Here is a 15,348-nt window from a genome sequence, read left to right as displayed (position 1 = left end):
TCGGCTGCTTCTGCTGGTCAGAAACAACGACCTCCAGGCACGGCGATATTGTAGGCAGCAGCAGTCAAACATTCGGCCATGTGAGAATGAAGACACCCCAGGCACTCGAGCAGGTCATTGTCTTCCCCCTGCATATCGAGCCCCGAAAGTTCGAAATCACAGTTACCGGGCTGGGCGATGCCTGGGCAGCTGGAACCGTAGCCGAGGTCGTAGCGAACCTTTTCAGCGGCCCCCCAGGCGGAGCATTTTTTCAGGACCAGCTTGTTCGCCCGCGACTGAGCCTTGCCCACTGCGGCCACAAAGCGAGCGTCACCGCCAGTACTACCCATACAGGCAGAAGCAGAGCCCCCGTCGTCCATGCACCGTCGCGAGGCCTTGGTGTACTTGCCCACGTACTTGGAGTCGGCTTTCGCGATGGCTAACTTGCACTTGTCCAAGTCGGATGAGGAGGCGACAGCCAGGCCAGGGGTCGCGATAGCCGCCAAAATCATGGCTACCGCTACCCCGAGCAGGGCTTTCTTCGCATATTCTTCAAGCCGGAGACTCGACATCAATTCGAACTCTTGGCCTTGAACTGCCCGTCGGTGTTCTTGGCAGCTGACGAGTAATCGGCCTGCCAGCAACTACCAGGCTCGGCTATGACCTGCATGGTAGCCTTGGTGTCCATCGACAGGGGCAGCGAACCCACTCCCAGTCGCGTACCAGAGCCTTTGACCTTGATCTTGGCCTTGCCGTCGGCGCCGGGCTTGATAGTTAATGCCGTTATCCCGTCGCTGGCTGCGCCCGATCGATCATTGAACTTAATGACCCTGGGTGTTTCTACCCAACAATCCTTGCCGCCGCAGCTGCCACCCGCGGGCACCAGCTGGTCCATCACAAGCGAGGCCTGGCCGGCAACTTCATCGTAGAAGCAAATGGCGAGACCTTCACCGCTACCACCAACGAGGTCACCAAAGTCGGCGGCCGCGGTGGCAGACCCGTTGGCCCACTTCCACTTCATGCGGTCCTTGGCCGTCACCACAGCATTCTTTTTGAGCGCCAGCCTGGCCTTGCCAATTTTGACCGGCTGTCGGCAACCCGCCACTGGTTGTACGGGGCACTGCAATCCACTGCCCACGCACTGGCCGGCGATGCACTGGTCTACCGGGGTGAGCGGTTCGCCGTCATCGCAAGTGGCTGTGTTGTTAGAGTAAGCGCAGCCACTCGTGCTGTCGCAGGTGTCGTCGGTGCAACCGTTGCCATCGTCGCAATCCGGCGCGACCCCGCCCACGCAGCTACCCGCCGCACAGGTATCAGCCGTGGTGCAGGCGTCGCCATCGTCGCAGGCGGCCGTGTTGTCGCTGTTGGCACAACCAGTCGCGCTGTCGCAACTGTCGTCGGTGCAACCGTTGGCGTCATCACAATCATGCGCGCCTCCGCCTAAGCAGGACCCGTTGATACATTGGTCGTCATCCGTGCAGGCGTCGCCGTCGTCGCAACTACCAGCCGTAGCAGCGTTCACGCAACCGCTCGCAGGGTTGCAGAAGTCCAGCGTGCAGGAATTTCCGTCTTCGCAATCCTGGGCCGAAGTATCTACACCGGCACACGAACCAGCCGCGCAAATATCACCGGTTGTGCAAGCGTCACCATCGTCACAGGCCGTGGTGTTGTCAGTATTGGAACAACCCGTCGCGCTATTGCAGACGTCATCGGTACAGCCGTTGGCGTCGTTACAATCAGGGGCAGCACCCCCCACGCAACCGCCGGCCGAGCAAGTATCGGTCGTGGTGCAGGCGTCGCCGTCGTCGCAGGCGACAGCTACGTTGGTATTTTGACAACCCAGGGCTGTGTCGCAGGTGTCGGCCGTGCACACGTTACCGTCGTCGCAATCAGGCGCGGCGCCGCCAAAGCAGCTGCCCGCCGAGCAGGCATCGCCGGTAGTACAGGCGTCGCCGTCGCTGCAAAGGGCAGTGTTGTCATTGTTCGCACAGCCCGTCGCGCTGTCGCAGACGTCGTCGGTGCAACCGTTTCCATCGTCGCAGTTGGGCGGCGTGCTACCCACACACACACTGGCCTGGCAGGTGTCGATGGTCGTGCAGGCGTCCCCGTCGTCGCAGGCAAAGCCGTTATCCTGGTAGAAGCAGCCCGTTGCCGTCGAACAGAAATCGTTCGTGCAGGGGTTACTGTCATCGCAGAAGCCATCGTCGGCCACGTGCTGGCACTGGTTGGCAGCGTCATCGCAGCTGTCTGTCGTGCAGGCGTTGCCATCCGAGCAATCCCTGGCCGCACCCGGCTGGCAGGAGCCACCCGAACACTGGTCGCCGTCGGTGCAAAACTCGCCGTCCTCACAAGACACCGTGTTGTTTGCGCTTACGCAGCCGATTGCACTGTCACAAGTGTCGTCGGTGCAACCGTTGACATCGTCGCAGTCGGGCGCCGCGCCACCCACGCAGACACCGGCTTGGCAGGTGTCGTTGGTCGTGCAGGCATCGCCATCATCGCAGGGCGCCGAGTTGGGCAGGTTCACACAGCCACCGGCCGCGCTCACGCAACTGTCGTCCGTGCAGACATTGCCGTCGCTGCAGTCCGGGGGCGTGGAGCCCACGCAGGCAGCGTTGACGCAGAAGTCATCGATCGTGCAAGGATCCGCGTCGTCACAACTCACCGACGTAGGCAACGACACGCAGCCCACGCTGCTATCGCAAAGATCTGCGGTACAAACGTTGCCGTCGTCACAAGCCGGTGGCGGTCCACCAACGCAGATACCCGCGTTGCAGGTATCACCCGTGGTACAGGCGTTGCCGTCGCTACAGCCGGACGCATTGAAGCTGTTCGTGCAACCGGCAAACGCATCGCAACTGTCATCGGTACACACGTCCGCGTCGTCACAATCGACCAGCGATGTGTCTACGCCCGCACAACCGCCGGCTCCATCACACTGGTCGGCCGTGGTGCAGGAGTCACCATCATTACAGAGCGCTGTATTGGGTGCGTTCACGCAACCGAACTCGGGCACGCAGCTGTCATCTGTGCACGAGTTGTTGTCATCACAGCTGCGAGCTGAGCCGTCTACGCCCGTGCAGTTACCCGGTGCGCCAACGGCTGCCAGGTGCATGAAGACATCGTCAGCGTTACCGTCAAAGTTGGTGTCGCTCACGGCGAGGTCATCACCAACCTGGCCAACGGGTATCGAAATTTCCGGATGGTCAAAGGGAGCTGCCTCGTAGCGCACCCTTTCGTCGGTGAGCGTCTTGAGAAAGGCCACCAACGCGTCGCGGTCAACCTGGGGCATGGCAAGAAAGATTATCTCCGGTGCCAGTTCCAGAAGGTTGTCCTCGTGGAAGTCGCCTCCACGGTTGTAGAAATCAACGACCTGGCCGAGGGTGCCCTTGCCACCGTTGTGAAAGTACGGACCAGTCAGTTCCACGTTGCGCAGCTGGGGCACCTTGAAGGCACCGTCAACCACTTCGAGAGTGCCGGGCGCCACGAACGACGGATCCTGGATGGTGCAGTTGCCACTCACACCGGGCAGGCAGAACGCGCCCGTGAGTTCGGGCATGTCGCAGACCAGCGGGTTGTTAATGGGGTCCTGGCCGCAAGGCTCTCCGTCGGCCATCATGACCGCGCGCCTGGCAACCGATATCGGCTGACCTGGAGGCGAATCGCCACCCACGCCCACGTCGTCGAAGGTCGGGGTCACTGCAATGTTGTAGAAGCCGAAGTCATAGATCACGTCGGCAATCACGCGCATGGTGCCGCGGTTTATGCCGTCTACAAAAAAGCTGTAGTCGCCCGGCGCGAGGCCGAGCGTACCGGTCGACAGGTCGGCCGCGCAGTCAGGCTGCTGCACGAACAGCGCGCTGGCGAACGACAAGGGGTTTACGAGCGAACCGGCGCCGGTAGGAAACAGCTGGGCGCTCAGGGTCGACCCCACGCCGCAGTCGGCGGGGGGGGTCGCACCCAGCTGGGTCTGGCCGGGGGTACCGAGGTAGTCGCGGGTAAAAATGGCCGGCGCACATCCCTCGGAAACACAGGTCTGGGTCGCTGTGTCAAAATTGTTGCAGGTGCAATGCTGGGGAACACTGCCGTCGTCACCGGTACCCGGCACTCCGTCGAAACCGGCTGTGGTGACATTGGGGCAGCTCCCGTCCAGGTTGCAGGCGCCGGTGGGCACCGAGTCCTGTGTGATCTGCATCAACGATCCTCGCGGGTCAAAGGTCAGAACCCCGGCAAACTCGGGCGTCAGTATGGCCAGCGGATCTGTCTGGAAGTTCAGATTGTTGAGCCCCACGCCGAAGGCCATGAGCATCTGCTCGACCGGTAACTCGGGCACGGGAGGCGGTTCACCCGGGAAAAAAGGCTCCAGCGAGTTGATGGCAGCGGTAGCCGCGGCCGTCATCTCCGCGCCCACGTGGCAACCTACGCAGAGCCCGGCGCTGACGCCCGGCGCGAAGCCGATGTTGCGAAAAACATCCAGGCCCAACCTCTCCTCGGCGTTGAGCAGGTGCTCGGTGTTGCCGCCTATGCCGCCGCCGTCCATGAATTGGTCAAAACGCGAGTCGTCCGATACCAGGGTGGCCTCGTATAACTGCACAGCCAGTCCCCAGAAAAGCGAAAAGTTGGCCTCCATCAACGTGTACTCATTCGTTGTCAGCAGCGCACCGGTGGGATCAGAAATGGTCGGGAAGCCCGCGCAGGTGGAGGCATCGATGCCGAGCGTGTCGCCACAGGCAACCGTCCCGGGAAAAGTCACGACCTTGTCCGAATCCCACCACTGGGGCGCAAAAGCCTGCTGTATGAGCGTCTCGTAGCTCGCATCGAGGCCCGGAAGGTTGGGGTTGGTGTTGGTCTTGGCCAGCGCGCCCAGCACGCTATCACTGGAGTGAACCAGCTGTTTGGCCAGCGGAATGATTCCGGGCGCAAGCATCTTCTTACCTATCTTGGGAAAAATACGCCCAGCCCAGGCCATCTCTACTTCGCTGTTGGGAGGACCCACCGCCTGCGAAGCAAGACTGGCGTTGTCTATGAGCACCGACACCGCCTCTACGGTGTCGTCTAGGGTACCGAGGACACCGTCGCTACCAGCGAGTATTTCGATCACGCGGGCTGACGGATCGTGTGCGCCACCGGGGTTGACACCGTTGAAGAGCGGCTGGGCACGACCGTCCCAAAAGTTACGCCAGTTGAATACCGCGTTAATGGTCGACGGGGTGTTGCGGCCGGTTGACTGCCGGGTGTTTACCCCGCCAACCTGGAAGGTGGGGTCGAGCAGCACGGTTCCCTGGTCGAAGGCCAGGGGACTACCGAGCACTACGTCAAGGAAATCGACCTTGTGAACGCCCTGCGAACCGACGACATCGTCAGAGTGAATACGAGTCGAGAGGCGGTTGTCGTTGTCGGCAAAACTCGTAAATGGAAAGTCGGCAGCGGTCAGCGTCCCGTTGGGCCCCAGGCTGTCAAACACCCCGTTGGGGCCTGGGCTAACGGTGTTTTTATCGCGGCTGTCGGCGCCCGCGCTGAAGTGGCAGGAAGCGCAGGCCTGCACCCCGTCACTGCCCACCTGCATGTCCCAGAAAAGGGCCTTCCCCAGGGTGATGGCGGCCTGCTTGTCGACAACGTACTCGGCGAGCGTCGACGGTTCGGGAACCAGTGCCGTCTTGAGCGACGACGGTGGAGGGGCAAACAACGGTTCACCTGCAGGCGGCGGTGCCGGCTGTGAGAATGCCGTAGCGGCCGAGCCGAGAATAAGGGCCAGGGCTGCTGTCGAGACAGCAGCACGAGAAAAGAAACCGTTAGTAACAACCGAGAATACAAACATCGAACAAGACCTCCAAAAAACTTAGAACATCGGAGGACCCCCCCCCTGACTATCCTTGCTAATGACGTTAGCCCCCATTTCGGAAACTGTCTCGCCCCCCGAACGGGTAATTATGCGTCACGGTTAAACGCTGTAGCGTCTGCTCTGCCGGTTTCGGGATCCTTCGTCGACGCGGCTGCCCTGGCATCCCCGTTGCCAAAGGCAGGCCGACGTCGACTCGCCCCCCCTGGGCGACGCGGCGGGTGAACAATCACCAGTTCGCCGTGTCACCTGAAGGAAGAAATTCCCTTGAACAATGCCGGGTTATTACGCGAGGTCGGCGCAGCGAAATCCGACTGCCAGCATCCGCCCGAGTTGTTCACCAACTGCACTGTAAGCTTGTCGTCCAGCGACAGCGGCATGGCCGCAAGACCCGTGGCGGCGCCCTTGGCCTTGATCAGGATCTTGGCCTTGCCGTCGGGCCCGGCCTTCATCTTCAGCTTAGCCACGCCGTCCGGAGCGCCTACGCGGTCCTTGTACTGAATGCCCGAAGCCGATACTTGCCAACCGTTGCCCGGCAGGACGTGGTTTTCCATGACCAGGGCGGGCGTACCGCCTACCTCGTCCCAGATGCACAGTGCGTGCTCGGTAGTGGCCGATGGGTCGCCCATATCTGCCGTGGTCGTGGCACCACCTTTGGCCCATTTCCAGAGCAACTTGTCCTTGCTGTCCAGGCTGTTGTTCTTAAGCAGCAGCTTGGACTTACGCTCGAAGTAAGGCTGGGTGCAGTCGGGCGCCGGGGCTGCCGGGCAGCCGAAGTTACCCGACACGCAGCTGCCCGCTAAGCACTGGTCACCCACCGAGGTGGAATCGCCGTCGTCGCAACTACTGGTGTTGTTACCGTGCGCGCAGCCCGAGGCAGCGTCACAGGTATCCTCCGTGCACTCGTTATCGTCGTCGCAGTCGGGCGCCGCACCGCCCACACAGGATCCCGCCTGGCAGGTATCGTCCCTTGTGCAGGCGTTGCCGTCCTCGCAGGAGGCCGTGTTGTCGGTGCTCACGCAACCGGTAGCACTGTCACAGGTATCGTCCGTGCAACCGTTGGTGTCGTCGCAATCGGGCGGAACCGTACCCACGCAGGCTCCATCGACACAGAGATCAACCGTCGTGCAAGTGTCTCCGTCGTCGCAAGCCACCGCGTTGACCACGTTGGCGCAACCAGAAACCGCGTTGCAGCTGTCAGTGGTGCACACATTACTGTCATCACAATCGCTCGCCGACGTGTCGGTACCGCCGCAATTGCCAGCCGAACAGATATCGCTGGTGGTGCAAGCGTCGCCGTCTGAGCACTGGGCCGTGTTGTTTGTGTTTACGCAGCCCAGGCCGGCATCGCAGCTATCGTCAGTGCAAACGTTTGAATCGTTGCAGTTGGGCGGGGCGCCGCCTACGCAAGCACCGCTACTGCACTGGTCGTCGGTCGTGCAGGCGTTGCCGTCATCGCACGCGATGGCTACGTTGAAGTGCTGGCAACCGGTAGCCGAGTCGCACAGATCAACCGTGCAAGAGTTGGAGTCGTCGCAGTTCGCAGCTCCGCCGCCCTGGCACTGCCCACTTGAGCAGCTGTCGTTGTCCGTGCAGGCGTTACCGTCATCACAGGCGAGCGAGTTATCCAAGTAAAGGCAGCCCGACGCTGTGTCGCAACTGTCGGTGGTGCAACCATTGCCGTCGTTGCATTCAGGAGCTACTCCACCAACGCAGAAACTACCGGCGCAGGTGTCACTCGTGGTGCAGGCGTTTCCGTCATCACATGGCGCTGTGTTGTCAACGCTGGCGCAACCCGAGGCCGGATCGCAACTGTCGTTTGTGCAGCCGTTGCTGTCGTTGCAATCACGAGTCGTACCCGAGCAGACGCCGCCGCTGCACGAATCGGCAACCGTGCACGCATCGCCGTCATCGCAAGACAGCGCCACCGGCACGTGCTGGCAACCGCTGGCTGCATCGCAGCTGTCGGTAGTGCAGACGTTAGTGTCGTCACAGTTCGGTGCCGCGCCGCCGACACAGGTGCCGGACTGGCAGCTGTCGTTGGTCGTGCAGGCGTTGCCATCATCACAGGGCGTACCGTCAGCCGAAGCAGGGTCACTGCACTGGCCACTGGCCGGGGCACAGCTGCCCGCGTCGTGGCACTGGTCACTGGCCGTACACAGCACCGGGTCAGATCCAGCGCAGGCGCCAGCGCCATCGCAGCTGTCTACCTGTGTGCAGGCATCACCGTCGTCACAAGCCACCGTGTTGGGCGCGTTTATGCAACCCTGGATCGCATCGCAGCTGTCGGTAGTGCAGACGTTAGCGTCGCCACAGTCAGCCGATATATCCGTGTTCACGCAGCCCGAGCCCGAGTCGCAGCTGTCGGCAGTGCAAAGATCACTGTCGTTGCAATCGGGAGCCGCTCCGCCCACGCAGGAACCCGCAGAACAGGTGTCAGCGGTGGTGCAGGCGTCACCGTCGTTGCAGGCAACCGTGTTGGCCGGGTTGGAGCAACCGCTGGCCGAGTTACAAACGTCATCAGTGCAAACGTTGCCGTCGCCGCAGTCCGGCGCCGCGCCACCCACACAGTTGCCGCCGAAGCAGGCGTCGCCCGTGGTGCAGGCATCGCCGTCATCGCAGGCTGGCCCCGTGTTAGCAAAACTGGAGCAGGTTCCGTCGGCCTCGTTGCACTGGTCGTCGGTACAGACGTCACCGTCGTTACAGACTACCGGAGCACCAGCCTGGCAGATTCCAGCAGAGCAGGTATCGCCGGTGGTACAGTTGACCCCGTCGTCGCAGGCGAGCGAGTTGGCCGCGTACGCACAACCGCTGGCAGCATCACAGGAATCGGTAGTGCACAAGTTGGCGTCGTCGCAGTCTACGGCCGAACCCGAGCAGCTACCCGCCGCGCAGGTGTCAGTAGTGGTGCAAGCGTCACCGTCGTCACAGGAGGCCGAGTTGGGCGTGCTGCTGCAGGCATTGGCCGCGCAGCTGTCGTCGGTGCAAGCATTTTCATCGTCGCAGGCCGCGTTAGAAGGCTGATTCTGGCAGCCTGAAGCAGAGTTGCAGGAGTCAACGGTGCAGATATTACCGTCGCTACAGTCGGCCGCCGCGCCGGACTGGCAGCTTCCACCCGAGCACACGTCGCTCTCGGTGCAGGCATCGCCATCGTCGCAGGAAACCGTGTTGGCCACGTTCACGCAGCCGCTCAAAGAATCACAGCTATCGTCGGTACAAAGATTATTGTCGTCGCAATCAAGGGTTGCTCCAGCCACGCAGGAACCTGATTGGCAGGTATCGCCGGTGGTGCAGGAGTCGCCGTCGAAGCATGATCCGACTTCGAAGTTACAGGAGGCCGAGCAGCAATCGCCGTTGACATTGTTGTCGTCGTCGCACTGCTCGCCGAGTTCAAGTGTTCCGTTTCCGCAGCCGCCACCGATAGTTACCGTGCTATCAAGATCGGTGGCTAAAATAGGGTTTCCGCTAGTATCCACCATCACTGTGGTAGCCAGGTCAACCAGGCTGGTGCCGCCCGGGGTGGCCGAGGCCAGGACTTCGAACTGCACGCTGGCCACGCTCACAAGTCCGCTGGGACCGGCGAGGTTAGAGAACTGGAAGCCACTCAGGCTGGCGCTGCAGCCCGAAACGTTCTGCACGGGCGAGCCCGAAAACTCCCCCGTGGTGCCCCCCGCCACCGGAGGCACGATCCTCATGAGTGCGGGATCGCAGATTATGTCGATCCCGTACGCACCCAGGGACGAGCCGGTGTCGATGACCAGCTCGCCTGTTATCACCTGCCCGGGGCTCGGGGTACCCCCGGGCAGCGAGATGCTGACCTCCGCCTGCCCGCTGGGCAGGTGAAGATCCGCGGTCTCGCCGCCGAGGTCTATCATCATGGCGCCCGCTGGTTCAGAGCACACCAGGGGCGAACAGACGAAGTCGCAGGATATCAAGCCAACACTGCACTGGGCCATCCTCAACGCGTCGGCAATGTTACATGAGCCGTCGCCGGTGGGCGCAGGCGAGATGTCGCAGGCGTCGTAGCGGGCCATCTGGCTGCATGTTCGCAGCCCGACCTGGAACTGGGCCGTGAGCAGGGCATCGACAATGTTGACGTTGCTGTCACCGTTAACGTCGCCGCAACCACTAAGCACGGTCAGGTCAGCACTCGCGTTGCAAGCCGGAAGCGGGTCGCCCGCGGTATCGCTCATCACGCCCGCGGTCACCGACACGGTGGCCTCGCCGGCCGACGCGTCTACAACGGTCATGTTGAGGTTAGCCACTTGCACCTCGCCAAACGGGAGGTTCAGCGCCGAGGCGTTCAAACCAACACAGCTGGCCGTGCCGGCCGCGTTGTTTATGTTGCAGGTAGGCGCTCCACCGAATTGCGCATTACTGCCACCCGCTACCGAGTCGAGCTGCAACACAACCGGATCCCAGGACAGGTCTACAGCATAGCTACCCAAGGGGATCGTCCCTACGTTGAGCTTCACGAAGAGCACCAGCGGCTGGCCGGCAGCTGGCAGGGCCGGCGGGCCGGTCATCAACAGGACGGCACAGTTCTGGGCCTCGCAGGTACACGCAGCGCCACAAGTCTCGCCCAAAACGCAGCCCACCATGTCGGGCTCGCCGCAGGTCTCTGTGGCTTCTATGCAACCGTTGCCGCAGGCAGGCGCAACCACCGAGCCCGAGCATCCGCTGTTAGCGCAAGTATCGTTCTCCGTGCAGGCGTCGCCGTCGTCGCAGGCCGACGTGTTGGGATCGTTGGTACAACCCAAGATCGGGTCGCAGGAATCGAAAGTACACAGGTTCAAATCATCGCAATTCGGGGTGCCGCTACCAACGCATACCCCATTGGTGCACAAGTCGGTCGTGTTGCAGTCGTTGCCGTCGTCACAAGCGGCAACGTTGGCAGTGTGTACACAGCCACCCACGCCGCAACTGTCGTCGGTGCAGACGTTGTCGTCACTGCAGTCGGTCGGACCTCCGCCAACGCAGGCGCCCGCCTGGCAACTATCTCCAGTAGTGCAAGGGTCACCGTCGTCGCAAGAAGCCGCGTTGGCCGTACTCACGCAACCGCCTAAAGCGTCGCACACATCGTCGGTGCAGGGGTTGTTATCGTCGCAAGCCCCGCCAGCGAAAGTGTTGGCGCAACCGCCAACCGCATCGCAACTATCAACCGTACAGATGTCACCATCGTCACAGTCGTCCGTGGCTCCGGAAACACACAGTCCGCCTAAACACAGGTCGTCCACCGTGCACGCGTCGCCGTCTGAGCATTGCGCGGAGTTGGATACATTCAAGCAACCTCCCGCGGAGTTACAGAAATCGTCGGTGCAGGGATTGCTATCGTCGCAGCCGGTAGCCCCGCCCCCCTGGCAGTCACCAAGCCCGTCGCACTGGTCATTGCTCGTGCAAGCGTCGCCGTCATCGCAGGAGGTGCCGCTTGCCGCGAAGGAATCAACGCATCCGAGCAGCGAATCGCAGCTGTCGGCCGTGCAGGGATCGCCGTCGTCACAGATCGGCGGAACGCCTCCCGTGCAAACACCGGCGCCGTTGCAGCTGTCGCCCGTCGTGCACTCATCTCCATCGTCGCAAAGCACCACGTTGTTGGTCGTCGTGCAGGCACCGGCAGCACAACCGTCGTCCGTGCAGTCGTTGCCGTCGTCGCACGTGGCCGTGCAAGTGTTATCGGTGCAATCAAGCGATCCGGATTCACACACACCGGCGTTACAGACGTCGCCCAATGTGCAGGCGTCTCCGTCGTCGCAATTGTCACCCGTCGAGGGCACATGCGAGCAGCCTTCATGCTCATCGCAGGAATCAACCGTGCAGGGGTCACCGTCACTACAGTCGAGAACTCCCCCTTCTTGTCCTGCAGCCGTTGCAGGCGGCCACGGAATCTGGTCGGGCGCAATCGCTGGAGTTATTACATTCCCCTGGGCGTCGACCACCGCGGCCGCGCCGGGACTGTGGGGCCAGTGACTCAGAACGCGGTGTGCACTCCCCAGCGGTAAGTCAACATTGTCGCCGTCCAGGCGGGGACCACGCACCCTGGGATCCAACGGATCCCAAGGAAAAGGATCCAGGCCAAAGCTACCCACCGGAAAGTCAACCAGGCTCTCGCAATCGACCTCGTCGTCGCCGTCGGTGTCCACGCAGCCACCCGGGCCCAGGCGCCGGTCGAGGTTCCAGGGAATACCGTCAAACTGAAAGGCAGTGCCTACACTAGTCAAAGTCACTTCGTCGAACTCGGGATGACCTACGCCTTGCGGCGACAGATACTCACCGTGGACGGCCGGATTTCCGTTTATGTTGAGAGAGCCGGAGCCGGCTGCGTTAACAACCGCCTGGTGGCGACTGACCATTATCATTTCGCGCGTTATCGGTAAGAACGTCGCGACTTCCTCACCCAGGCTGCAAACTGCCGAGGCCCTCAGCCCGGCGTTGAACAGGTTGGTGCAAAACGAACGTTTTGGGCCCACCCCGACAACAAAATCAACGTCAAAAATGATCTTGAATATGTTACCGCCGTTGTCTACGGAGCAGGGAACGGCCCCGGGTAAGCCGCCGGGGGGCAGCAGCGGGTTCACTCCCATGCAAACGGTATGCGGATTACCCACCGTGCTTAATACAATGCGCGCCTTGTCCTCGTTGGTCGCCGGATCGATGTCGATCACCGCCACGTCGACCTGCGACTCAAAACTGTCCATGCCTATGGCCATCCCCTTCAAGCGTGCGTTGGAAAAACCAGAAACGTCGCCTCCGACTTCAGCCACCAGCAGGTAGTCGGGCTGGCTGGGGTCATCCCGGGTCGTTGGGGACAGCTCTATGACTATGGTGTGGGCCGAGAAGAACGTTACTCCGTTAACGGTCTCGAAGTTACCATCTGCTCCTATGGGGTCTCCCACCGCCAACGGCACGAAGCGCCTCGAATCCGGGACCACCCAGTTGGTGGTTGCGGGATCGAAGTCGTCCTTGTTGCTGGCCGGGCAAAGAGCGTCGCCCTCGCCAAACACGTCGGACTGAGCCGTTACTACGTTTCCGTTCTCGTCGGTGAAATCCCGAGCAACGGTACTCGGTAAGCACCAGGGTACACCCGTTAGATGGTTGAAGGTGTAGTTGGAAGGATCGTTGGTAAAGCGGACGTCAGGGCTGCAGTTGTTGATCACATTGCCACCGACGTCAACGGAGCAACCGGCACCGCGCTGCACCGTGTGCACACCCTCGGGATCGTTCGGGCGTATCATCACGCCCGTGGTCGGGTCGCCAGGAGTGCCGTTGATTACCACGTAGCCCTCGTCGTAGTCGGCAAAAGTAACCAGGCCGGACTGTATGAAGCCGGCGGGCAGGCCACCGGGATTTATACCGGCTTTCATGATGAACATGTCGCCGACGATGATCTGGAAGTCCGGCATCATGTTGGCCAGAATAACCGCCACACCGCCCAGGGCGCCGGCGGTACAGACGTCGGCCGAGGCCAGGCCGCTCTCACCAGTGACCACGCAGGCCGCCGGGGCGTCGGCAAACAGCTGCTGCAAGCTCAGGCGGTTGGCCGGAAGATCAATCAGCAGGTTTTTCGGTACTATCGCGGTCTGCCCCGCAACGGTGATGATGCCCGCCGACCATGGATCGTTTGGATCATCTAGTATCAGGCTGTCGATATTACCGAGCATCTCGACTGCACCGGCTTCGCCATGACACAAGTTGAGGTGCAAGCCGTCCTGCGGTGCGGCAGCGCCGAGATCTAACAACTGTTGGCTGGTGGCCTCCACGCTGCCCATCGAAAGCGCAAGTAAAGTAGTTACGGCAAAAATTCCCGTGAATGCGAGTACGCGCCTATAGGTACGTGTTGCGGTAGTTATCATTTTCTAAATCTCCTCCCCGTAGAAAAACTCGAATGAAATAAAAATGCCCCCAGGGTCATAAAGAAACCCCGCTTGAAGGCGCTGGATTGAAGTTAGCCAAAAGAAAGCTTCGCTGTCTCTCCCCCAAGCGGGTAAATCGTTAATAGCTCAAGTCTTTTCTTGCCTATCGGGGTATCTGTGCGGTCATCCCCCCCCAGTAAGGGGAGCGCCCCCCCCGTGACACGGCAAGCCGATTTCCGGGGGGCTGGAAAGTACTTCCCCTTAATGGGGGTGCGTGTTCCCAGTTACGAAAAAACCCCCGGCCGATCGATGTCGTCCGGGGGTAATCTCAGGCCTGATCGGCCCCTTGGAGCCGGGCAAGTTGGCTGGCCGCGGGCCTGCTGCTTACTCGGCCGATGGCGGCGTAGGCAGCTCGCAGGCAAGCTCCAGGTCGGTCCCAACTGCTACGCGTAGCGCCATCAAGGCGTCGCTGGCGGTGACAGATCCGCTGCCGTTGACATCACACAGGGCCAGCGGACAAAGCACGTCCATGCCCACCGCGTTCTGCAGTATGCGCAGGGCATCTGACACACCCACCCAGCCGCTGGAGTCCGGGTCACCGCAGCATTCGGTCACCAGGTAAATACCTGAGCAGGAGCCGGCTCCGCACAGATCCTCGCCCGTGCAGGGGTCATCGTCGTCACAACTGGTCGCGTTGTCGGAGAACACGCAACCATCGGCCGGATCGCAACTATCGTCTGTGCAGGTGTTCTCGTCCTCGCACTGCCTGCTGTCTCCGGGCACGCAGCCGCCACCGTCGCAACTGTCTTCCAACGTACAGGCATTGCCGTCATCACAGGAAGCGTTATTGTCCACGCTGTGACAGCCAAGAACTGAGTCGCAGGCGTCGTCGGTGCATACGTTGCCGTTATCGCAGTCAGCGGCCGATCCTGGCTGGCAGCTGCCACCCGAGCACAGGTCACTCACGGTACAGGCATCGCCATCGTCGCAAGACGCCGCGTTGTCTTCGTTCACGCATCCCAACGCCGAATCGCAGCGATCATCGGTACAACCGTTCTCGTCTTCGCAAAACGGGTCAGCGGCCACGTTCAGCAGGCTGTTGGTCTCCTCGTCGCAGCTGTCATCGGTGCACGCAACGCCATCGTCGGGATCCGGGTCAGCGTTGTCCTGGCAGTCGGCGGTGGCATCACAGGTTTCTACGCCAGTGCAATACAAGCCGTCGTCGCAGTTGCCATCGTTCACCGCGTTGACCAGCGAGTCGGTCTCCTCGTCGCAACTGTCATCGGTGCAGTCCACGCCATCGTCGGGATCCGGGTCGGCGTTGTCCTGGCAGTCGGCGGTGGCATCACAGGTCTCTACGCCCGTGCAGTAGAGCCCGTCATCGCAGTTGCCGTCGTTCGCGGCGTTGACCAGCGAGTCGGTCTCCTCGTCGCAACTGTCATCGGTGCAGTCCACGCCGTCGTTGGGATCCGGGTCAGCGTTGTCCTGGCAGTCGGCGGTGGCATCGCAGGTCTCAACGCCCGTGCAGTACAGCCCGTCATCGCAGTTTCCGTCGTTGACGGCGTTGACGATGACGTCGTTGACTTCGTCACAGCTGTCATCGGTACAGCCCACGCCGTCATCCGCGTTGGGGTCGGCGTTGTCCTGGCAGTCAGCCGCCGCGTCGCAGGTCTCTACGCC

3 protein-coding genes and 1 pseudogene (1 of these 4 running past the window's edge) are annotated in these 15,348 nt (G+C 61.7%); all 4 read right to left on the bottom strand.

All coding sequences use genetic code 11. The annotated features are described in order from the left end of the window. Positions 1-17: 17 nt before the first annotated feature. Positions 18-551, bottom strand: a complete 534-nt coding sequence (locus EYQ35_09885; GenBank protein ID HIF64444.1) for a hypothetical protein — start codon at positions 549-551, stop codon at positions 18-20. Further along, entirely contained in the window at positions 551-5,797 is a 5,247-nt protein-coding gene (locus EYQ35_09880; GenBank protein HIF64443.1) for a hypothetical protein, read from the bottom strand. The genes EYQ35_09885 and EYQ35_09880 overlap by 1 nt, the downstream gene beginning before the upstream one ends. Before the next feature lie 266 nt (positions 5,798-6,063). Then, positions 6,064-13,668, bottom strand: coding sequence for a hypothetical protein (locus EYQ35_09875; protein ID HIF64442.1), 7,605 nt, complete (start codon positions 13,666-13,668; stop codon positions 6,064-6,066). Between the two features lie 384 nt (positions 13,669-14,052). Further along, positions 14,053-15,348: pseudogene (locus tag EYQ35_09870) on the bottom strand (hypothetical protein) (it continues 894 nt past the right edge of the window).

The organism is Candidatus Binatota bacterium (assembly GCA_012960245.1).
Taxonomy (GTDB): domain Bacteria; phylum Desulfobacterota; class Binatia; order UBA1149; family UBA1149; genus UBA1149.
The sequence above is the reverse complement of the archived record's forward strand: the minus strand, read 5'-3'. Positions and strand labels throughout refer to the sequence as shown.